Raw genomic sequence first — 22,013 nt, forward strand, 5'->3', positions numbered from 1 at the left:
CACCGGATGTAGGCTCCCGGGAAGTATGCTATGTGCCGGCATCGCTGCTGTTCAGAGCGGCGCCGGTGGACGGCGGCGAGGCGGGCGACGCTCGGAAAGTTAGGTGTTCCTAGGTACCCGTCCGGGCACCTCGCGTAGTAGCAGACAGGCGTTCCCCGGTCACTTGTCGAGTTGAGCGGACACCGATCCCGTGGCACCGTGAGCCGGGTGTCGTACAGATACCGCGAGGTCAATTTCAGCGAATACGCAATCGAGCTGCACGGTGTGCATTACGACGCGCGGGAGATCGAAGCTTCGGTGCGTGAGTGTGTGGCCGCCGCCGGAAACGTTTGCGCCATCCAGCCGGAGTACGGCGGGGAGCTGACGCTGATCCTGGAAACGGCTGGCACCAGCGGACCGGAGCTGGCACGCCGAGTCATGGGTGCCGTGGTGGATCGGCATGGACTGGCCCCGGGCACCGTCTGCCTGGTCCCCGGTGGGGAGTTGAACGGTTCGGACCGACCGGACGGCACGAGCGGCGGCACCGCTCCGTGGCGGCACGAGGTGCTGCGGCGGCTCCGGGCCGGCGAGCTCACTGTGGAGTACCGGTACGAGGCTCGGCCCGGCGGCGACCGATCCGCCACGACCAGCGCCGACGAGCCGTCAGCGCCAGCCGTGGCCGGTGGCAGACCGGTCTCGGGCACCTCCCCGACGAAGGCCGGTCCCGGCCTGACCGCCGAGGTGATGCGTACCGACGTGGCCCGCCTGCTCGGGGTCGAACCGACCGACATCGACCCGGACGTCGACCTGGTGGAGCTCGGGCTCGACTCGCTGCGCACGATGCAGCTGGTGAACCAGTGGCGGCGGAGCGGCACCGAGCTGACCTTCGCGGAGTTGGTCGCGGAGCCGGTGCTGAACCGGTGGTGGGAGCTGCTCACGGCTGCCGGGACCGGAGCCGGGACCGGACCGGCCGAGCCGGCGGACGGCGACCCGATCGACGAGACCGAGCCGTTCCCCTTGACCCCGGTGCAGCACGCCTACTGGATCGGCCGCCGGGACGACCAGGTCCTCGGCGGAGTCGGCTGCCACTTCTACGTCGAGTTCGACGGTGGCGGAGCCGACGGCACCGCGCCGCTCGACCCGGACCGGCTGGCGGAAGCGGTCCGTGCCCTGCTGCGGCGGCACGACCTGCTGCGGGCCCGGTTCCTCGATGACGGCACCCAGCAGATCCAGCCCGAACCGACCTGGCCCGGTCTGGTGGTGCACGACCTGCGTACCGTCGGTGCGGCCGAGGTCAACGCGGAGCTGGCCGCGGAGCGGGACCGGCTGGCGCACCGGCGACTGGCCGTCGAGCTGGGCGAGGTATTCGACCTGCGTCTCAGCCTGTTGCCCGGCGGACGCCACCGGCTGCATCTGAACTTCGATCTGCTCGTCGCCGACGTCCTCAGTATCCAGATCATCCTGGCGGACCTGACCCGCCTCTACCTTGCGGGCGCGCAGGCGGATCTGCCGCCGCTGCCGTACGGCTTCCCGACGTACCTGGCCCAACAGGAGAGCCGCCGCCGGCAGGCTCGCGGGCGGGACCGGGAGTACTGGCAGGCGCGCCTGCCCGACCTGCCGGGCGGTCCGCAGCTACCGCTCGCCGTCGAGCCGGCGCTCGTCGAGACGACCCGGTTCCAGCGGCGCGACCACCTGCTGGAACCGGCCGTGCGGGGGCGGCTGGAGCACCTGGCCCGGCAGCACGGCGTCACCCTGCCGATGGTGCTCGCCACCGCCTACGCCGAGGTACTCGGTGCCTGGAGCACCGAGCAGCGGTTTCTGCTCAATCTGCCGCTCTTCGACCGGGAGGTCGTCGACCCCCACGTGGCGTGGATCGTCGCCGACTTCACCAATCTGCTTCCGATGGATGTCGACCTTCGCGAGCCCAGCTCCTTCAGGCAGCGGGTGCGCGGGCTGCAGGAGCAGCTCCGAGCCGGGATCGGGCACAGCGCGTACACCGGGGTCGAGGTACTCCGGGACCTCACGCGCACCCGACCGGGCGACCGCTCTCCGGCACCGGTGGTCTTCACCAGCGCGATCGGCATGGGCGACCTGGTGGGCGAGGAGGTCCAGCGGACCTTCGGCCGGCTCGGATGGATGCTGTCGCAGACTCCGCAGGCCTGGCTCGACCACCAGGTGACCGAGCGCGACGGCGGCCTGTACCTGGTGTGGGACGCCGTGGCGGAGCTCTTCCCGCCCGGCGTACTGGACGACATGTTCGCCGGTTACCTGCGGTTGCTGAACTGGCTGGCCCGAGGCGAGTGGGACGAACCGTCCCCCGCGCTCCTCCCTGCGGCACAGTCCGCCGTGCGCGACACGGCGAACGCCACCGAAGGGAGGCAGCCGGACCGCCCGATGCACGCCGACTTCTTCGACCGGGCAGCGGCCGATCCGGGTCGTACCGCGCTGATCGCGGCAGACCACGTCGTCAGCTACGGCGAACTGGCCGACCGCTCGCTGCGGATCGCCGCTGCCCTGCGTGACCGGGGCATCGGGCGAGGCGACGTGGTGGGGGTGACCCTGCCGAAGAGCCCGGAGCAGATCGCGGCGGTGTTCGGCGTACTGGCCGCCGGGGCGGCGTACCTGCCGGCCGGACTGGAGCAACCGCCGGCCCGCCGGGCCCGGATGCTGCGTCGGGCGGCGGTACGGGTGGTGCTCACCGATGGCGACGCCGTCGGCTGGCCGGACGAGGTCGAGCCGGTGCCGGTCGCGACGACGGCGGCCCGGGAACCCCTCGCCGGCTGCGTCCCGGTACCGGTGACCGACCCGGCGTACGTGATCTTCACCTCCGGCTCGACCGGAGAGCCCAAGGGGGTGGAGATCACCCACATCGCGGCGCGAAACACCATCGACGATGTCAACGAGCGGTTCGCCGTGGACCGGAGCGACCGGGTGCTCGCCGTCTCGGCACTCGACTTCGACCTGTCGGTGTACGACATCTTCGGACTGCTCTCGGTCGGCGGGGCGCTGGTGCTGGTGGAGGAGGGTGAACGGCGGGACGCGTACCGCTGGGCCGAGCTCTGCCGCACCCACCGGGTGACGGTCTGGAACACCGTCCCAGCGCTGCTGGACATGCTGCTGCTCGCCGCCAGCGACCCCGATCGGCCGGCTCGGACGTTGCCGGAGCTACGCCTGGTGCTCGTCTCGGGCGACTGGATCGGCCTCGACCTGCCGGGACGCGCCGTCACGGCTACCGGTGGCTGCCGGTTCGTCGCCCTCGGCGGCGCCACCGAGGCGGCGATCTGGTCGAACCACATCGAGGTGGCCGAGGTGCCCGCCCACTGGCCGAGCGTTCCCTACGGCCGTCCGCTGCGGAACCAGCGGTACCGGGTCGTCGACGAGCAGGGCCGGGACCGACCCGACTGGGTCCCCGGCGAGCTGTGGATCGGCGGCCTGGGGGTCGCCACCGGCTACCGGGGGGACCCGGAGGCGACCGAGCGCTCCTTCGTGACCGTCGCCGGCACCCGCTGGTACCGCACCGGCGACCTGGGCCGGTACTGGCCCGACGGCACCCTCGAGTTCCTCGGCCGAACCGATCACCAGGTGAAGGTCCGTGGGCACCGGATCGAGCTGGGCGAGGTCGAGGCCGCGCTGCTGGCCCACCCGGCGGTTGCCGCAGCCGTGGTGCTGGCGGTCGGCCAGCCAACCCGCCTGGCCGCGACGATCGTCCCGCGGCCGAAGGCCGCAGCGGGCGATGTCGAGGAGGATTGGTCGTGCGCGGGCGGCGCGGGTACGGACGAACTGCTCGCCTTCCTCCGCGAACGGCTCCCCACCCACTCGGTCCCGGCCAGCATCACCAGCGTCCCCGAACTGCCGCTGACCAGCAATGGAAAGGTGGACCGCCGGGCCCTCGCGGGCCTCCTCGAGGATGCCACGGCACCGGCACCGGTGGAGCCGCCGCGGGGTGGAATCGAGGAGGCGGTAGCCGAGCTCTGGGCGGAACTGCTCGGTACGGCCGCCGTGGGCCGGTGGGACAACTTCTTCTCACTCGGTGGGGACAGCCTGCTCGCCACCCGGATGATCTCCAGGCTGAACGCTGCGGGCTTCGCCGGTGCCGAACTCGGCCGGCTCTTCCACACCGCCGAGTTGGCCAGCTTCGCCGCCGGCCTCCGGCACGGCGGCCCGGAACGGCCGACGCCGACGTTGCGGCCCGATCCGGAGCACCGGTACGACCCCTTCCCACCGACCGACGTACAGCGGGCCTACTGGATCGGTCGGACGGACACCTTCGCGTTGGGTGGTGTCGGCTGCCACTTCTACACCGAGTACGACGGTGCGGGGATCGACCTGGAGCGGCTCACCGACGCCTGGAACCGGGTCATCGAGCGGCACGACATGCTCCGGGCGGTCTTCCTGCCCAGCGGCGAGCAGCAGGTTCTCGCCAGCGTGCCGCGGTTCGAGATCCCGGTCGTCGAGGTCGGGTCCGGCGACGCCGAGGAGGTGCTCGCGCAGCAGCGGAACGCGATGTCGCACCAGGTCCTCGACGCCTGCCGCTGGCCGCTGTTCGATGTCCGGGCGGTGCGCTACGGCGACCGGACCCGGCTCGCGGTGAGCATCGACAGCATCCTCATCGATGCGCTCAGCGCGATGATCCTGATGCGCGAGGTGGACACCTTCTACCGCCGGCCCGACGCCGAGCTACCCCCGGTCGGCGTCTCGTTCCGGGACTATCTGCTCGGCGCGGGACCGGACGAGGCCAGCCGGGCCGAGTCCGAGTCGTACTGGTCGCGCCGGGTCGACGACCTGCCCGAAGGACCGGCCCTGCCGCTGGCCCGGGACCCCGCCACCGTCCAGCGACCCCGCTTCCTGCGGCGGGAGCAGCAGCTCCCGGAGCCGCAGTGGCGCCGGCTGCGGGAGCTGGCTCAGCGGTACGGGCTGACCGGCTCGACCCTCCTGGCCACCGCCTTCGCCGAGGTGCTCGGCGCCTGGAGCGCCCGGGGAGACCTCACCGTCAACGTGACCCTCTTCGACCGTCGGGACGTGCACCCCGACATCGATGCCGTCCTTGGTGACTTCACCTCGTTGCTGCTCGTGGGTTACCAACCCGAACCGGGCGAGAGCTGGCTCGACGCCGCCCGCCGGATGCAGCGGAGGATGGGCGAGGATCTGGCGCACAGCGATGTCTCGGCGGTGTGGGTGATGCGGGAGCTGGCCCGGCGCCGGGGCAACCTCGACGTCAGCATGCCGGTGGTCTTCACCAGCACGCTCGGGGTCACCGACGATGTCGTCGTCGAGCCCTCGTTCGCCGAACGGGTCTGGGGGATCTCGCAGACGCCGCAGGTCTGGCTGGACCACCAGGTGGTGGAGCGGGCCGCCGGCCTGCTGCTGGTCTGGGACGCCGTCGAGGAGCTGTTCCCGGCGGGCGTACTGGACGCGATGTTCTCGGCGTACATGCGGCTGCTGGAATGGCTGGCCGAGGGCACCTGGGAGGAGCCGGTGCCGGCGCTGCTTCCGCCCGAGCAGCGAATCGTCCGGGCCGACGTGAACGCAACAGATGGACCGGTGCCCGACGGGTTGCTGCACACCGGGTTCTTCCGGCGCGCCGCCGAGGCCCCGGAACGGGTTGCGGTGCTCAGCGATGGCGGTGAGCTCACCTACGGTGAGTTGGCCGGCCAGGCGCTGCGGGTGGCCGGTGCGCTGCTCGGGCACGGCGTCCGCCCCGGTGACCTGGTCGGGGTCACGCTGCCCAAGGGGCCGGAGCAGGTGGTCGCGGTCCTCGGAGTGCTGGCCGCCGGGGCGGCGTACGTGCCCTGCGGCGTGGAGCAGCCGCCCCTGCGTCGGGATCGGATGTTCGCCAACGCCGGGGTGCGCCTGGTCCTCACCGACGCCGCCCCCCGGGACTGGCCGGAGACGGTACGGACGGTTCCGCTCACCGACGCGGTCCGGGCCACCGCGACGGCCGAGCCGGTGCCGCTGGACCCGGGCTGCCTGGCATACGTGATCTTCACCTCCGGCTCGACCGGCGAACCGAAGGGTGTCGAACTCACCCACTCCGCGGCCGGGAACACCGTCAACGACGTCAATGAGCGGTTCGGGGTACGGGAGACGGATCGGGTCCTCGCCGTCTCGGCGCTCGACTTCGACCTGTCGGTGTACGACATCTTCGGGCCACTCGCCGCCGGTGGTGCCGTGGTGCTCCCCGCCGAGAGCGAGCGGCGGGAACCCCAGGCCTGGCTGCGACTGTGCCGCGAACACCGGGTGACCCTGTGGAACAGCGTCCCGGCGCTGCTGGACATGCTGTTGGTGGCGCTGTCCGACGACGACCAGGCCCCGGGCCTGCGGCTGGTGCTGGTCTCCGGCGACTGGGTGGGGGTGGACCTGCCGGGCCGGGTGGCGATGGCGTTCGACAGGTGCCGGTTCGTGGCGCTCGGCGGAGCCACCGAGGCCGCCATCTGGTCCAACGCCGTCGAGGTGACCGAGGTGCCAGAGTCATGGACCGCCGTCCCGTACGGCCTGCCGCTGCGGAACCAGCGGTACCGGGTGGTGGACGACCGGGGCCGCGACTGCCCCGACTGGGTCGCCGGAGAGCTGTGGATCGGGGGCGCCGGAGTGGCCGCCGGGTACCGCAACGACCCGGAACGCACCCGGGAACGTTTCGTCGACTACGCCGGGGAGCGCTGGTACCGCACCGGGGACTTGGGCCGCTACTGGCCCGACGGCACGCTGGAGTTCCTCGGTCGGACCGACCAGCAGGTGAAGATCCGTGGGCACCGGATCGAGCTGGGCGAGGTGACCGCGGCGCTGGCCGCCTACCCCACCCTGAGCGCGGCCGCCGCCGTCGCGGTCGGCCGGCCGCCCCGGCTGGTCGCCTTCGGCGTCCCCGAAGCCGGCTGCGGCGACGAGGACCTTGCCGGACTGGAGGAGTTCGTCGCCGCCCGGCTGCCGAGCTACGCGGTGCCGGGCGTGTGCCTCCTCCTGGACGAACTGCCGCTGACGGCCAACGGCAAGGTCGACCGGTCCGCCCTGGAGAAGCTGGCCGAGGAGGACGGTGCCCCGGTCGAGCCCGGCGAGCCGCCTCGGGGCCCGGTCGAGGAGGCAGTCGCGGAGATCTGGGCCCGGCTGCTGGACCTGCCCGGCGTGGGCCGGGAGGAGAACTTCATCGCTCTCGGCGGGGACAGTCAACTCGCCGCCCGGCTCGCCACGGCGCTGCGGGAGCGGTTCGGGGTGGACATCTCGTTGCGGCAGCTCTTCGCCGCTCCCACCGTCGCCGGGACGGCACGGCTGATCGACGGTTTCGAGGAAGGCGCGCTATGACCCGCTCGACGACCACACTGACGCCCGCCGAGCTGATCGCCGACCTGCGCGATCTCGGCATGCAGCTCTGGGCGGACGACGGCCAGCTCCGGTTCCGGGCGCCCAAGGGGGTACTCACCCCGGAGCGTCGGGAACTGCTCACCGCCAACCGGGAGGCGGTGCTGGCGTGCCTGGACGCGGAGACCGCCACCGTGACACCCGATCCGGAGCACCAGCACGAGCCGTTTCCGCTGACCGACGTGCAGTTGGCGTACCTGCTCGGCCGGCGGGACGCCTTCGACTACGGCGACGTGCCCTGCCAGGTCTACGCGGAGATCGAGTATCCGTCGCTCGATGCGGAGCGGCTGGAGGAGGCGTGGAACCTGCTGGTGCGCCGCCACGGCATGCTGCGCGCCGGCTTCGACCTCGACGGACACCAGCAGGTACGGCCGGAGGTGCCCCGGTACCGGATCATGGTGACCGACCTGCGGGGAGCCGCCGCGGAAGAGCTACGCTCCGCCCTCCGCGCCACCCGGGACGAGCTGGACCACCGGGCGTACGACCCGCGACAGTGGCCGCTCTTCGAGCTGCGACTGACCCGCACCGACGACGGGACCATCCTGCACGTCTCGGTGGACTTCCTGATCGCCGACTACCTGAGCATCCAGGTGCTCCTCGACGAGCTGCACCAGGCGTACGACGGGGTGGAGCTGCCAGAGCTGGAGATCACGTTCCGGGACTACCTGCTCGCCGAACGCGGCAACCGGGAGGGGAGCCGGTACGAGCGGGACCGGGCGTACTGGATGGACCGTCTGCCCCAGCTACCGGGGGCACCGGAGCTGCCGCTCCGCCAGAGCGGCGACGCCGATCATGCCCGCCGCCCGGATCAGCGGCGACCTGGCCGGTTCCGCCGGCTGGCCACCACCCTTCCAGCCCAGCACTGGACGGTGCTCCAGCGGGCGGCCCGGGAGCAGCGGCTCACGCCCTCGACCGCGGTACTCGCGGCGGTGGCCGAGGTGATCGGCCGGTGGAGCCGCAACCCCCGGTTCTGTCTCAACCTGACCCTGCTCAACCGGGAGCCGGTGCATCCGCAGATCGGGCAGGTGGTCGGTGACTTCACCACGGTCAGCCTCCTGGCGGTGGAGACGATGCCGGAGCTCGGCTTCGCCGAGCGGGCCCGTGCGGTGCAGGACCGGCTCTGGGCGGACATGGACCATCGCCAGTTCAGTGGCGTGTCGGTGATGCGGGAACTGGCCCGCGAACGCGGCCGGTCGGCGGCGCTGATGCCGGTCGTCTTCACCAGTACCCTCGGGCTGGGCGAGGAGTCCGAGCCGGAGCCCGCCGCCGGGTTGAGCGGCACCGTCGGCTACGGCCGCAGCCAGACACCGCAGGTCTGGATCGACGCCCAGGCCATGGTCGATCGGGGTGCGCTGACCGTTCGCTGGGACGTCCGGGAGGGGATCTTCCCCGACGGCGTGGTCGACGACATGTTCGGCGAGCTTTCCGCGTTGCTGCACCGGCTCGCCACCGAACCGGGGGCCTGGCAGCTGCCGTCCCCGATCGACATCCCGCCCGCACAGCATCGGGCCAGGGCCGCCGCCAACGACACCGCCGGCCCACTGCCCGAAGGGCTGCTGACCGACGACGTGGTCGCGGCCGCTCTGCGGTACCCGGACCGGGTCGCCGTGACCGGATCCCGCGGCGACATGACCTACCGGGAGCTGCTCGGCCGGGCCTCGGGAGTGGCCGCCGCGCTGCGGTCCGACGGCTGCCAGCCGGGGGAGATCGTGGCCTTGGCGATGGAGAAGGGCTGGGAGCAGGTGGTAGGGGTGCTCGGCGTGCTTCTCGCCGACGCCGCCTACCTGCCGCTGGATGCCGCTCAGCCGCCGGCCCGCCGGGACCGGATCCTGGCTGACGCCGGAGTTCGGCGGGTGCTGGGCCAGTCCTGGTCGCCGACGCCGCCTCCCGCGGGCACGCTCTTCGTTGACACCCTGGATGTCTCTGCCGGCACCGGCCCGGCTGACATCCCGAGTCCCGGCCGCGGGCCGGACGACCTGGCTTACGTGATCTACACATCCGGCTCCACCGGTACGCCGAAGGGTGTGATGATCTCGCACCGTGCGGCGTTGAACACGATCCACGATGTCAACCGCCGTTTCGACGTAACCGCCGACGACCGGGTGCTCGCCCTCGCGGGGCTCGGCTTCGACCTCTCGGTGTACGACCTGTTCGGGCTCCTCGGCCTCGGCGGACAGCTGGTGCTGCCGGCGGCCGACCGCCGGGGCGACCCGGCACACTGGGCGGAGCTGCTCGCCGAACACCGGGTGACCGTCTGGAACTCGGTACCCGCACAGCTGCAGCTACTCGCCGACTACCTGGCTGTGGAACCTCGGGCGGATCTCGACGCGTTGCGGCTCGCCCTGCTCAGCGGGGACTGGATCCCGGTCGGCCTCCCCGACCGGGTCCGGGAGCTGCTGCCCGGCCTGCGCATGGTCAGCCTGGGCGGTGCGACCGAGGCGGCGATCTGGTCGATCTTCCACCCGATCGACGAGGTGGACCCGGCCTGGCCGAGCATCCCGTACGGCCGGCCCCTGACCAACCAGAGCTTCCATGTCCTGGACCGTTGGCAGCGTCCCAGCCCGGACCACGTCCCGGGGGAGCTGCACATCGGCGGGGCAGGACTGGCCCTGGGCTACCTCGGCGACCCGGAGCGGACCGCCGAGCGGTTCGTGGACCATCCGCAACACGGCCGGCTCTACCGTACGGGGGATGTCGGGACCTACCACCCCGACGGGACACTGGAGTTCCTGGGTCGACAGGACCGCCAGGTCAAGATCCGGGGACACCGGATCGAGCTGGCCGAGGTCGAGGCGGCGCTGGCCACCGCTGACGGGGTCGCGGCGGCGCATGTGCTGGTGGACGGTGCGGATGCGATGCGTCGACGGCTCGTCGCCTTCGTACAGACCGCAGCCGGAGTGGCGGACCGTCCGGACGACGAGCGGCACCGCCTGCTCGCCGCCGCCACCACCGCCGGCGAGGCGACCACCGACGCCGTCGACGCGGCCGAGTTGGCCGAGTTCATGCGACGGCTGGACCGGGCCGGTCTGCTCGGGATGCTGCACGCGCTGGCGGAGCAGGGCCTCTTCCGCTCGCCGGAGGAGACGCACGACACGGCGGAGATCCTCGACCGGACCGAGACCGCTCCCCGGCACCACCGGCTGGTCCGGCGCTGGCTCAACGCCCTGGTCCGGGCCGGTTTGCTTACCGAACGCGACGGCCGGTATGCCGCTTGCCGCCGGATCGACGCAGGCGATCTGTCGGACGCCTGGGCGGCCGTGGACGAGCTGCAGCGGGAGGACCAGTATCCGGCGAAGCTGATCGACTACTTCCGGACCAGCACCGAGTCGCTGCCGCGACTGCTGCGCGACGAGCTGGACCCGCTGCCGCTGCTCTTCCCCGAAGGACGGCTGGACATCTCCTACGCCGCCTACCGGGACAACGTCATCAGCCGATACGTCAACCACGCGGTCGTGGGCCTGCTCCGCGAGCTGACCGAGACCCGACCGAAGACGCTGCGGGTGCTCGAGGTCGGTGCCGGTGTCGGCGGCACCAGCACCGTGCTGATCCCGGCCCTCGCCGACGCAGATGTGGACTACCTCTTCACCGACGTGTCCCAGTTCTTCCTCACCGAGGCGCAGCAGCGCTTCGGTGACCGGGCGTCGTACGGGCTGCTGGACATCAACACCGACCCGAGGGCGCAGGGTTATCTGCCGAACAGCTTCGACGTCGTGCTCTGCGCCAACGTTCTGCACAACTCGCGGGATGCCGCGGTGGTCCTGGGCCGGCTCCGTGATCTGCTCGCTCCCGGTGGGTGGCTGGTCTTCATCGAGACCACCCGGGAGAACGTGCAGATCATGACGTCGATGGAGTTCATGATGCCGGAGAAGGATCCGGCCAAGTGGGACTACGACGACCTGCGGCGCGGCCGGGACCAGACCTTCCTGGACGTGGCGCAGTGGCGGGGACTGCTCACCGACGCCGGCGCGGACGTACTGCTCGACCTGCCCGGTGCCGGCGGCGTGACCGAACCGCTCGGCCAGCACGTCTTCGCCGCCCGGTTCAAGGCGGACCGCGCCGACGTCCGACCGGTCGACCTGCTGCGCCACTGCGCCCAGCGGGTACCCGAATACATGCTCCCGGCCCAGGTGCAGATCGTTGACGCGCTGCCGCTGACCGGCAACGGCAAGATCGACCAGGCGGCACTGGCCGGCTGGATCGTCCGGGACGGCGATACCGCCCAGCCGGTGGACGCCGCCCCTGCCGACGAGTTGGAACAGCGGATCGCCACGGTCTGGGCGGACCTGCTCCAGGTGCGCCGGGTCGGCCGGGAGCAGGACTTCTATCAACTGGGCGGGGACTCATTGCTGACCGCGCGGCTGGCCGGCCGGCTCCGGGAGGAGGTGCCCGAGGCAGGCGGAGTTCCGTACGACACCCTGCTTCGGGTGGTCCTCAACCGGCCCACGGTGGCCGCGCTCGCGGAGCACCTGCGGGCCGGTCAACATCCGGTCGATCCGAGCGCCCCGGCGGAGCGGCGCTCTCCCCTGCTGCCGTTGGTCGACGCCCCCGGTGACGCGGTGCGGGTACTGGTGCACGACGGGGTCGGGACGCTGGCCGCGTACCGGAGCCTGGTGCCCATGCTGGACGGCTCCGGCCCGGTGGTCGGCCTGGCGGTGACCGGCGACGACCAGTACCAGGCCGAGGACCCGGTCGGGCTGGTCGAGCGCCGGGCCAGCGACTACACCCGCCGGCTGGTCGAGACCGGTGCCGTCCGGTTCCACGTCGTCGGCTACTGCATGGGCGGTCTGCTCGCTCTGGAGGTCGCTCGGCAGCTCACTGAGTCCGGTGCCACGGTGGCCAGCCTCACCATCATCAGCAGCTACAGCCTGCCGCACACGATCGAGGACGAGCTGGTGCTGGAGTACGTCTTCGCCCGACTGCTCGACCTCGACACCGAGGCGTTGGGCTACCCGGATGACGAGGCGACCGCGCGTGCCTTCCAGGAGGTCCTGGCGCGCACCCCCGGCCGGGTCCCGAGCGGGGCGCTGGACGGGCTGACCGACGACCCGGCGTTGACCGGGGCCGCGGCGAAGTTCGCGGCGCTGCGGCAGACGCCTCAGCAGAGCCGACTCGCCGCCGTGGAGAAGCTGTTGGCCGGTCAGGCCGCGGAAGCGGCCGGCCCGGTGGAGCTGGGCGGCCTCTACGACCTCTACCGGCACAGCATGCGCGCGGTGACCCGGCACGAGGCCACCCCGTACGCCGGGGACATCACGTTTCTGCGGGAGCGGGACGAGACCGGATTCCTGCCCTGGCTGCGGCAAGACATGACCGACTACTGGCGGGAGGTCTGTCTGGGCGACCTCTCCGTGGTGGATGTCCCCGGCGACCACTTCTCCTGCCTGCGGCCACCGCACGTCCAACGGGTCGCCGACGTACTGTCCGAGGTACACCGGGGGGCGCGGTGACGATCCCGGTGGTCGGCGTGCTCGGCTGCTACGGGGCGGTCGGGTCGGCGGTGGTCGAGTTGCTGGCGGCGGCGGATGTCCGGCTGCGCCTCGGCGGGCGGCGGCCCGGGCCGCTGGCCGAGGTTGCCCGGGAGGCCGGCATACCTCGGGAGGCCACCGCACGTGTGGACGCCGCCGACCGGTACCGCCTCAGCGAGTTCGCCGCCGGGTGCGCCGTCGTCGTCGACTGCACCGGTCCGGCGTACCGGGCCGAGGCCGGCGTGGTGCGGGCGGCGGTGGCCGCCGGGGCAGACTACGTCGGGGTGGCCGGCGAGCACCGGTACGCCGACCTGCCTGCCGGCCGCCGGGTGGTGGTGGGTGCGGGGATGACGCCCGGGTTGACCTTCGTGCTGCCCCGGGCGCTGGCCGCTGCGGGGTTCGACCGGTTCGACCGGCTGACCGCTTACACCGGCGGGCGGGACCGTTTCACTCCGGGCGCCGCACGGGACTACGTGGCGGGGATGGTCGAGGGCGACGGTCGGTCGCTGGCCGCGTGGCTCGGCGGCCGCCGGGTGCCGGGGGCGTTGACGCCGCTGGACCGGGTCGAGCTGCCGTACTTCCCGGGGCGGGTCACCGCGCATCCGTTCCTCAGTACCGAGGCCGAGCGGCTGGCGGCCACGATCGGGCTCGCCGAGGTGCGCTGGTACCACGTCTTCGACGGGGAGCAGGCGCTGCGGGCGCTGAGCACCGTGGATCCCGCTGAGATCGAGCCGGCGGCTGACCGGCTGGTGCGGGCGGCCGAGTTGGAAACCTTCGGCAGATCGACGTACCAGCTCATCGTCCTGCAACTCGACGGTGCCGCGCAGGGCCGCCCGGTGACGCGGACCCTGGCGCTGCGGGCGGCGGACAGCTACCGGCTGACCGCGGAGGCGGCGGCGCTCGCCGCCCGGGCGGTGCTCGCCGGTCAGGTGCCGCCGGGTTCGCACCACGCGGGCGAGGTGCTCGATCCGGTCCGGGTGATGGAGCGGTTGGCGGTCGCGCCGAGCGTCCGCCAGCTGGAGTTGGTCGATCGGCCGGCGGCGGTCGAGGAGGGTGCGCTGTGACCGGGAACGTGGTGGTCTGCGGGACCGGCTTCGGCCGGGTCTATCTGCGCGCCCTCGAACGTGCCGAGCCGTCGCTGCGGTTGGCCGGTGTACTGGCCCGTGGCAGCACCCGCTCGGTGGCCTGCGCCCAGCGCGCCGGGGTGCCGCTCTACACCGATGTGGACGATCTTCCCTCGGAGATCGACTTCGCGGTGGTCGCAGTCTACGCCGGGGTGAACGGCGGTGCCGGCACCGAACTCGCACAGCGGCTGATGGGACGCGGCATCCATGTCCTTCAGGAAGGGCCGCTGCATCAGGACGAGCTGACCGACGCACTTCGTACCGCCCGGCGGGCCGGGGTGATGTACCAGGTCAGCACCCATTACGTGGAGGTGGAGCCGGTCCGCCGGTTCATCGCCGTGACCCGGGCGCTCGCCGCCCAGCAGCCGTTGCTCCATCTCGACGCGACCTGCGGGCTCCAGGTCTTCTATCACCTGTTCGACATCCTCCGGCTGATGCTCGGCGGGCTTCGTCCGTGGTCGTTCGCGGAGACCGTGCCGTCCGTCGGCGGGTTCGCCACCCTGGTCGGGGAGGTGCACGGGGTGCCGGTGACGCTACGGGTGCAGAACCAGTTACACCTGAGTGACCCGGACAACCACGCCCACCTGCTGCACCGGATCAATGTCTACGCCTCGGGCGGAAACCTGACCCTCGTGAACACCCACGGCCCGCTCATCTGGAGCCCTCGTCCGCACTTTCCGGAACAGGGCAAGGCCGTCAGCCGGCTGGACGAGAGTCCGGGTGAGCACCTGGACTACCCCAGTGCCAGCCCACTCGGCCCGGCCGAGGCGCCCAGCTATCGGAGCGTCGTGGGGGAGCTGTGGCCGGCGGCTGCCGGCCGGGCGTTGGCCGGGTTGCACCGCGCGGCCCGGGAAGGCGCCGACCCGCTCACGGCCGGGCAGTCCCAACTCGCCGTCGCCGGAGTCTGGCGGGACGCGAGCCGCCGTCTCGGTCCGCCGGAGTCACTCGACGGGCCCGCACCCCGACCGCTGTCGGTGAAGGAGGTCGAAGTCCCGTGATGATCACAAGTGGTCAACGCTGGCTGCGCCGGCTCACCACCGCGGACGCACCGGGCGGGCGGCCGCGGGTACGGCTGGTGGCGCTTCCCCATGCCGGCGGGGCCGCGAGCTTCTACCATGGATGGGCACGGCTGCTGCCGAGGGATGTGGAGCTCATGGCGGTCCAATACCCGGGCCGGCAGGACCGCGTTGACGAGCCGTGCGCGGTGACCATGCCGGAGTTGGCCGACCCGATCGCGGCTGCCCTTGCTTCGATGGCCGGGCCGACCATGGCCGTCTTCGGACACAGCATGGGGGCGGCGGTCGCCGTCGAGGTCACGCGACGGCTGGAGGAGCGAATCGGGCAGCCCCTGCTGCGGCTCTTCGTGTCCGGCCGCCCCGCTCCCCACCGGCAGCGTCACACCGCCGTCCACGAGGGTGGCGACGACGCGCTCCTGGCGGACCTGCGGCGGCTCGGCGGGACCGACGAGTCCCTGCTCGCCCAGCCGGGGCTGCGGGAGATGGTGCTGCCGAGCCTGCGCGCCGACTACCGGTTGATCGAGCGGTACCGGCCCACCTCCGGGGCTCCGCTGCGGACCGCGATCACCGCGCTCTGCGGCGACCGGGATCCGGAGGTGAGCCCCGAGGAGGCGGCTGCCTGGCGGGAGCAGACCAGCGGTGACTTTCGCTCCCAGGTGATCGAGGGTGATCACTTCTACGTCGCTGACCGGCCGGTCGCGGCGGTCCGGGCGGTCCTGGCGGACGTGCGGCCGCGGTTCCCGCTGGCAGCTCCGTGGCCGTCGACGCCGTGATCCATCAGATCCAAACAGGTTTAGGTTTCACCGGCATCTTTTGGTGAAATAGATGAGGAAACGCTACAGAAAGGATGAATCATGACAACGACCAGCCACGACCTGGAGAAGGAACTCTTCGCTCTGGAGCAGGAGGGGTGGCGGGCGATTTCGGCGGCAAACGGCGACTTCTATCGCGAGCTGGTCACTCCGCAGACCCTCGTGGTGGAGCACGACGGGGTCTCCACCGGTGACGACCTCGTCGCGGAGATCGACGGAAACACCTCCCCGTTCACCGACTTCACCCTCGATGAGCAGCGGATCGTGCCGGTCAGCGACGACACCGCCGTGATCACCTACCGGGCGATCGCCGAAGTGAGCGGGCGGGGCACGTTCCGGCTCTACATGTCCAGCCTCTGGCAGCGCCAGGCGGACGGCTGGAAGCTCCTGTTCCACCAGCAGACGCCGATGTCCAACCAGGAGAGCTGAGACCGACTAGGGTGCCGATCCCCGCACTGGTCGGTGGCCCCCGGAGAGGACGAAGCGGTGACACAACCCGGCATTGAGGTCGAACATCTCCGCAAGGAGTTCGGCGACAAGGTTGCGGTGGCGGACATCTCCTTCACGGTGGCCAGCGGAACCCTGCTCGGCCTGCTCGGCGCGAACGGAGCAGGTAAGACCACCATCATCAACTGCCTCACCACTCTGGTACGGCCGGACGGCGGCCGGGCGGCCGTCGCCGGCCACGACGTCGTGGAGCAGCCCCAGGAGGTCCGCGCGTCGATCGCCCTGACCGGCCAGTTCGCCGCCCTCGACGAGGTGCTGACCGGGCGGGAGAACCTCGTTCTGTTCGGCCGCCTGCTCCGGCTGGGCCGAACCCGTGCCCGGCAGCGCGCTGCGGAGCTTCTCGACCAGTTTCGCCTCACCGAGGCGGCCGACAAGCCGGTCAAGAGCTACTCGGGAGGGATGCGGCGCCGTCTCGACCTGGCCGCCAGTCTGGTGGTCGAGCGGCCGGTGCTCTTCCTCGACGAGCCGACCACCGGGCTCGACCCGCGCAGCCGGGAGGAGATGTGGCAGCTCATCCGCCAGCTCCGCGATGGCGGCAGCACAGTCCTGCTGACCAGTCAGTACCTCGAGGAGGTCGACCGCCTGGCCGATCGGGTCGTGGTGCTGGACAGCGGACGGGTGATCGCCGAGGGGACCACCGACGAGCTGAAGGAGCGGGTCGGCGGCCAGGTGTGCGAGATCGAGGTACCCATCGCCCGGAGGGAGGCCGCCGCCGCCGCGCTCCGTTCCGGGATCGGCGAGGTCGCCGAGCGGGACGGCGCGCTCGTTGTGCCGGCGCCGCGTGCCCGGACACTCGCCGATGTGGTCCGGCTGCTGGAGGAGGCGGGTATCGAGGCCGAGAACGTGGCCCTGCGCAAACCCACCATGGACGAGGTCTTCTTCGCCTTCACCTCCGACGGGAAACAGCGGCCGAACGCGGAGAGGTCCCAGGTATGACGGCGGCGACGGGTACCGAGCGGGGGATCGGAAACCTGGTCATCCAGGGCTCCGCACTCGCCGGCCGGAACCTGCGGCAGCGGGCCAACTCCGAGATGCTGGTCATGTTCGGCGTGTTCCCGGTGATCTTCGTCTTCGGGTTCCTGCTGCTCTTCGGCCAGCTCTTCTCTGAGCGCGGGCTGGACTACGCCCAGTTCCTGCCACCGGCGATCGTCGCGCAGTGGATGTTCACGGTGGCGAACACGTCGGGGGCCGCCTCCGCCGCCGACCGCGCCTCGGGGATGCTCACCCGCTGCCTGTCGATGCCGGTCAACCGGGCGGCGGTGGTGGTCGGACGGCTCGCCTCGGACGTGGTCTGGGCGGTGCTCGCAGTGGTGGTGATCAGTGCCACCGGGTACGTCGCGGGGTTCCGGTTCCACGGTGGAGCCCTGGCCGTGCTCGGCTTCGTCCTGCTCGCGGTGGCGTTCGCGTTGACCTTGACAGCGGCGACGACCGCGGTCGGCCTCTCCTCGACCGATCCGGAGGCGGTGGCGGCGACGCTGAACCTGCCGTACCTGGCGCTGATCATGCTCTCCACCGCGTTCGTGCCGGCCGACGCCTTCCCCGGTTGGCTGGAGCCGGTGATCCGGCTCTCCCCGGTTTCGGTGGTCATCGAGGCCCTGCGGTCGCTCGCCTCGGCGACGCCGTCCTGGGCGCAGGTCTGGCCGGCGGTCGCCTGGCTGGCCGGGCTGCTCGCGATCTTCTCGTGGGCCGCCACGCGCGCATTCAGGAGGGCTCGATGAGTGTCGGGTACGAAGCGTCGGTCCTGGCCGGTCGGAACCTCCGTCGGTTCCTGCGCAGCCCACGCCTGCTCGGTGACGCCGTCGCCTTTCCGCTGGTCCTGCTGGTGTTGCTGCTGGTGATGTTCGGCGAGGTGGTCGGTGGGGCGACCGACGAGCCGTACGTAGCCCGGCTGGCGCCGGGGATCGTGTTGTTCAGCGTCGCCTACAGCTGCGTGGGTACGGCCGTCGGATTCCACGCGGACGTGCACGGCGGGTTCCAAGGGCGGCTGCGGACCATGCCGATCGCTCGAATGTCCCCACTGCTCGGCCGGATAGCCAGCGACGTGGTCAAGTTCGTGCTGGTCACTGTGGTGACCGTCGCGGTGGGTCACCTCGTCGGGTTCCGGTTCGAGCAGGGCGTCCCGGCGGCGATCGGTTTCCTGCTGGTGGTACTGCTGTTCGCGCTGATCTTCCTCTGGTTGGCCCTGGTGGTGGCCCTGACCGCCCGTAGCGCCGAGGCGGCGGCCAGCTCCCTGAACGCGCCGGTCACGCTGCTCTTGCTGGTCTCCACCTGCCTGGTGCCGCTGTCGGCGTTCCCGGGATGGGCCCAGCCGGTGATCCGGGCCAACCCGTTGAGCTGCGCGCACACCGCGCTGGTCGGCCTCTCCTCAGGAGGGCCGGTCCTGGTGCCGGTGCTGCAGACCCTGGCCTGGGTGCTCGGCGCCACGCTGCTGCTGGGTCCGTTGGCGCTGCGGCTCAGTCGGCGATGACCGCCAACCGGGCTGAGCCACCCGCGCGGGCGGGTGGCTCAGTGCCGGCGTTCTCCCGAACGGAGCAGCTCGATCAGCTCGTACCGCAGCTCGCCGTCCGGGTACTCGCCGATTGCACACCGGCGGGTCACCGGCCGCCAACCGTGTTCGGCGGCGATCCGACCGAGCATCGCCGGATCGCCCAGGCCGGCGAAGCCGAGCAGTACCCGCCCGCCGGGTGCCAGGTGCCGCCCGACGGTACCCAGAAACGCCGCGTGGGCCGCGTACCCGGGGTCGAAGAAGGCCCGGTCCAGCAGGTCGTCCGGCGACTCCCCGGCAGGGGTACCGACGAAGTTGGAGTTCCAGAAGATCAGGTCGAAGCGTTCGTCCCCGGTCAGCGGCTGGAACATGTCGCCGCACCGCGCGGTCACCCGGTCGGCGACGCCGTGTCGCTCGGCGTTGCGCCGAGTGTTCTCCACGGCCACGGCACTGATGTCGAGCGCGGTGACCGTCGCGCAGCCGCGCTGTGCGGCGATGACGGAGAGGTAGCCGGTACCGCAGCCCATCTCACAGAACGATCCACCGATGGGGTAGGCGAGCCACTCGGCGTACAGGGCGGCCGACGGAGTCAGATGTGGCGCGTAGACCCCGGGAAGAAGATCCCATTGCTGCCCCAGCAGTTCGAAGGTTCGCGGTTCGACGATCTCCTGATGCCGGTCCCGCAAGCGCAGAACCAGGTCTCGATTCCGGGAATCCATAGATCTGCCCCCTTCTCTGTACCGGGAGCATAAACACAGGAGGACGGTACGTTGCGAGTCGAACGGCGAGTACCCAGGCAGCAGGTGGAAACCCCACAGCGGATCGGAGCCGACCCGCTACGACAGTTCCAGGACTGGCGCGCGGAGTGGGTCGCCCAACGCCCCGCCGACCCGGCGGCCGCAGTGCTGGCCACGGTCGGCCCGGACGGCCGCCCCACCGCGCGGTACGTCGACCTGGCCTATGTCGACTCCGGTTTCGTCTTCTTCACCGGGTACCGCAGCCGCAAGGCGACCGATCTCGCCGTCTCCCCGTACGCCGAACTCTGTTTCGGCTGGCTGGAGACATCCCGGCAGGTCCGGGTCAGCGGCCCGGTGGAGCGGCTGGACCCGCTGGCCAGCGACGAATACTACAGTCGGCTCCCCCGACCGGTGCAGCTCCTGGCCTGGTCGACCGACCAGCGGTCGGTGCTCGAGGAGCCGCTGACCGGCCGGATCGCCGCCACCGAGCGGCGCTTCGCGGGACAGGAGATTCCCCGGCCCACGCAGTGGGGTGGGCTACGGCTGCTACCGGAGCTGATCGAATTCTGGCAGGGTGACCCCGCCGGTGCGCCGGAGCGGCTGCGGTACCGGCGCACCGGAGACGGCTGGACCGGCGAACGGATCGCGCCATGACCAGGTCGCTCGTCGAGCCGGAGGCGCTACAACAGCCGGAGTGGCCGGACCCGGCCGTCGTGGCAGGCGTCCGGGAGATACTCGCCAGCCGGGCCGGCCTGGTCTCCGAAGCGGAGTGTGGCGTCCTCACCGGACTACTCGGCCGGGCGGCCCGGGGCGAGGCGATGGTGTTGCAGGCCGGCGACTGCGCGGAGCGGTTCACCGAGGCCGCCCCGGAACCGATCGCCGCCCGGCTGACCCAGTTGACCGGCCTTGCCGCGCAGCTCCACCGGGGCACCGGGCTGCCGGTGGTACCGGTCGGACGGATCGCCGGTCAGTACGCGAAGCCGCGTACGTCGGCGTGGGAGCGGCTGCCCGATGGCACAGTGCTCCCCGCGTACCGGGGGGACCTGGTCAACCGGCCGGAGGCGGACCTCGATGCCCGCACCCCCGATCCGAACCGGATGCTGACCGGGTACGACTGCGCCGCCTTCGTCCTGCGCCAGCTCCGGCGACGATCCGGATCCGACCCGGCCGGCGCCTCGCGGCAGGTACCCACCCCGGTCTTCGCCTCGCACGAGGCGCTGCTGCGCGACTACGAGACCGCGCTGGAGCGATCCGGAACGGCCGGACGGTACGCCTCCTCCGGCCATCTGCTGTGGATCGGCGACCGGACCCGGGCTCCGCACGGCTGGCACGTGCGCTGGGCGGCGGAGCTGAGCAACCCGGTCGGGGTCAAGATCGGACCATCCATCACCGTCACCGATGCGGTCCGGCTGAGCCGGGTGCTCAACCCGCAGGGCCGGCCCGGCAAGGTGTCGTTCATTGTCCGGCTCGGCTCGCAGCGGATCCGGCGCATCCTGCCGGAGCTGGCGCTCGCGGTCCGCCGGCACGGGACACCGGTGGTGTGGCTGTGCGATCCGATGCACGGCAACACGTACCGACTGCGTTCCGGCGCGAAGACCCGGCCGGTGGAGGCGATCCACGACGAGGCGACCGCCTTCGTCCGGATCCTCGCCGCCCACCGGCTGCACCCGGCCGGGCTGCACCTGGAGACGACCCCGGAAGACGTGACCGAGTGCGTCGCCGCCCCGGTGGACACGCCGGTCTCCCCGGCGCGGGTCGCGCAGCCCCGGTACACCAGCGCCTGTGACCCGCGGCTCAACCGGGAACAGGCGGACGAACTCGTGGCCCATTTCGCGGGCCTGACCCGACGGAGGTGACCCAGCGATGAGCAGACGACAGCAGGGCAGCGCGGACGTCAAGACGTTCGACGGCTTCCCGGCCGAGGCGTTCCGCTTCTACCAGAGCCTGGAGAAGCACAACACCCGCGACCACTGGCACCGGCACAAGGAGACGTACGACTCCTGCGTCCGCGAGCCGATGGAGGCGCTCGCCGCCGAGCTCGGGGAGAAGTACGGCGCGGTCAAGGTGTGGCGACCGCAGCGGGACGTCCGGTTCGCGAAGGACAAGTCGCCGTACAAGACGTACCAGGGGTTGACCGCCGGCTCGGCCGACAGCGTCGGCTACTACCTGCAGCTCGACGCCGAAGGACTGCGACTGGGCGGTGGCTACCACGGCCTCTCCTCGGAGCAGGTCGAGCGTTACCGCGAGGCGGTTGACGACGCTCGCTCCGGTGCCGCGTTGCAACGCATCATCGACGAACTCACCGCCGACGACTGGCAACTGATCGGGGAACGACTCAAGACCAGACCGCGCGGCTGCCCGGCGGATCATCCCCGGGTGGAGCTGCTGCGGTACCGGTCGCTGGCCGCCGACCGGGTGCACCGGGTGTCGGACGGGATCGACGGCGAGGCGGCGCTACGCCTCGTCCGGGACGGCTGGGACGCGCTGGCTCCGCTGGTCGACTGGCTGGATCGGCACGTCTCCGCGACCGGAGGGAGCTGA

The 22,013-nt window shown here is 71.6% G+C and carries 13 protein-coding genes; 12 read left to right on the plus strand and 1 reads right to left on the minus strand.

The window, feature by feature from the left end:
- Positions 1-207 precede the first annotated feature (207 nt).
- The 9 genes from SM447_RS26695 to SM447_RS26735 all read left to right on the plus strand — a co-directional run bounded on the left by SM447_RS26695 (position 208) and on the right by SM447_RS26735 (position 18,717).
- On the plus strand, positions 208-7,272 hold the full coding sequence (locus SM447_RS26695; protein WP_474575635.1) for an amino acid adenylation domain-containing protein: 7,065 nt from the start codon (positions 208-210) through the stop codon (positions 7,270-7,272).
- Positions 7,269-12,773, plus strand: a complete 5,505-nt coding sequence (locus SM447_RS26700) for a non-ribosomal peptide synthetase (protein ID WP_474575636.1) — start codon at positions 7,269-7,271, stop codon at positions 12,771-12,773. Before SM447_RS26695 ends, SM447_RS26700 begins: the two co-directional genes overlap by 4 nt.
- Positions 12,770-13,855 carry a saccharopine dehydrogenase NADP-binding domain-containing protein gene (locus SM447_RS26705; protein WP_474575637.1) on the plus strand — a complete coding sequence of 362 codons (1,086 nt, stop codon included), beginning with the start codon at positions 12,770-12,772 and terminating at the stop codon, positions 13,853-13,855. Before SM447_RS26700 ends, SM447_RS26705 begins: the two co-directional genes overlap by 4 nt.
- Positions 13,852-14,913 carry a Gfo/Idh/MocA family oxidoreductase gene (locus SM447_RS26710; protein WP_474575638.1) on the plus strand — a complete coding sequence of 354 codons (1,062 nt, stop codon included), beginning with the start codon at positions 13,852-13,854 and terminating at the stop codon, positions 14,911-14,913. Before SM447_RS26705 ends, SM447_RS26710 begins: the two co-directional genes overlap by 4 nt.
- On the plus strand, positions 14,913-15,704 hold the full coding sequence (locus SM447_RS26715) for a thioesterase II family protein (RefSeq protein WP_474575694.1): 792 nt from the start codon (positions 14,913-14,915) through the stop codon (positions 15,702-15,704). The genes SM447_RS26710 and SM447_RS26715 overlap by 1 nt, the downstream gene beginning before the upstream one ends.
- An 81-nt stretch (positions 15,705-15,785) precedes the next feature.
- Positions 15,786-16,172 carry a DUF4440 domain-containing protein gene (locus SM447_RS26720; protein ID WP_474575639.1) on the plus strand — a complete coding sequence of 129 codons (387 nt, stop codon included), beginning with the start codon at positions 15,786-15,788 and terminating at the stop codon, positions 16,170-16,172.
- 57 nt (positions 16,173-16,229) lie between these two features.
- Positions 16,230-17,186 (plus strand): ATP-binding cassette domain-containing protein, encoded by a 957-nt coding sequence (locus SM447_RS26725; protein ID WP_474575640.1) that lies wholly within the window; start codon positions 16,230-16,232, stop codon positions 17,184-17,186.
- A complete protein-coding gene (locus SM447_RS26730) occupies positions 17,183-17,968 on the plus strand; it encodes an ABC transporter permease (RefSeq protein WP_474575641.1) in 786 nt (261 codons plus the stop codon). The genes SM447_RS26725 and SM447_RS26730 overlap by 4 nt, the downstream gene beginning before the upstream one ends.
- Positions 17,965-18,717 carry an ABC transporter permease gene (locus tag SM447_RS26735; RefSeq protein WP_474575642.1) on the plus strand — a complete coding sequence of 251 codons (753 nt, stop codon included), beginning with the start codon at positions 17,965-17,967 and terminating at the stop codon, positions 18,715-18,717. Before SM447_RS26730 ends, SM447_RS26735 begins: the two co-directional genes overlap by 4 nt.
- A gap of 38 nt (positions 18,718-18,755) precedes the next feature.
- Here SM447_RS26735 and SM447_RS26740 read toward each other — a convergent pair whose 3' ends face one another.
- A complete protein-coding gene (locus tag SM447_RS26740; RefSeq protein ID WP_474575643.1) occupies positions 18,756-19,454 on the minus strand; it encodes a methyltransferase domain-containing protein in 699 nt (232 codons plus the stop codon).
- 84 nt (positions 19,455-19,538) lie between these two features.
- Between SM447_RS26740 and SM447_RS26745 the strand changes: the two genes are divergently transcribed.
- Genes SM447_RS26745 through SM447_RS26755 form a run of 3 tightly spaced genes read left to right on the plus strand, consistent with a single transcriptional unit; the run spans position 19,539 to position 22,013 of the window.
- Positions 19,539-20,126: a pyridoxine/pyridoxamine 5'-phosphate oxidase gene (locus tag SM447_RS26745; RefSeq protein ID WP_474575644.1), complete on the plus strand. Its 588-nt coding sequence runs from the start codon at positions 19,539-19,541 to the stop codon at positions 20,124-20,126.
- Entirely contained in the window at positions 20,123-21,328 is a 1,206-nt protein-coding gene (locus SM447_RS26750) for a 3-deoxy-7-phosphoheptulonate synthase (RefSeq protein ID WP_474575645.1), read from the plus strand. The genes SM447_RS26745 and SM447_RS26750 overlap by 4 nt, the downstream gene beginning before the upstream one ends.
- A gap of 7 nt (positions 21,329-21,335) precedes the next feature.
- On the plus strand, positions 21,336-22,013 hold the full coding sequence (locus SM447_RS26755) for a DUF2461 domain-containing protein (protein WP_474575646.1): 678 nt from the start codon (positions 21,336-21,338) through the stop codon (positions 22,011-22,013).

This window comes from Micromonospora aridisoli (genome assembly GCF_056150025.1).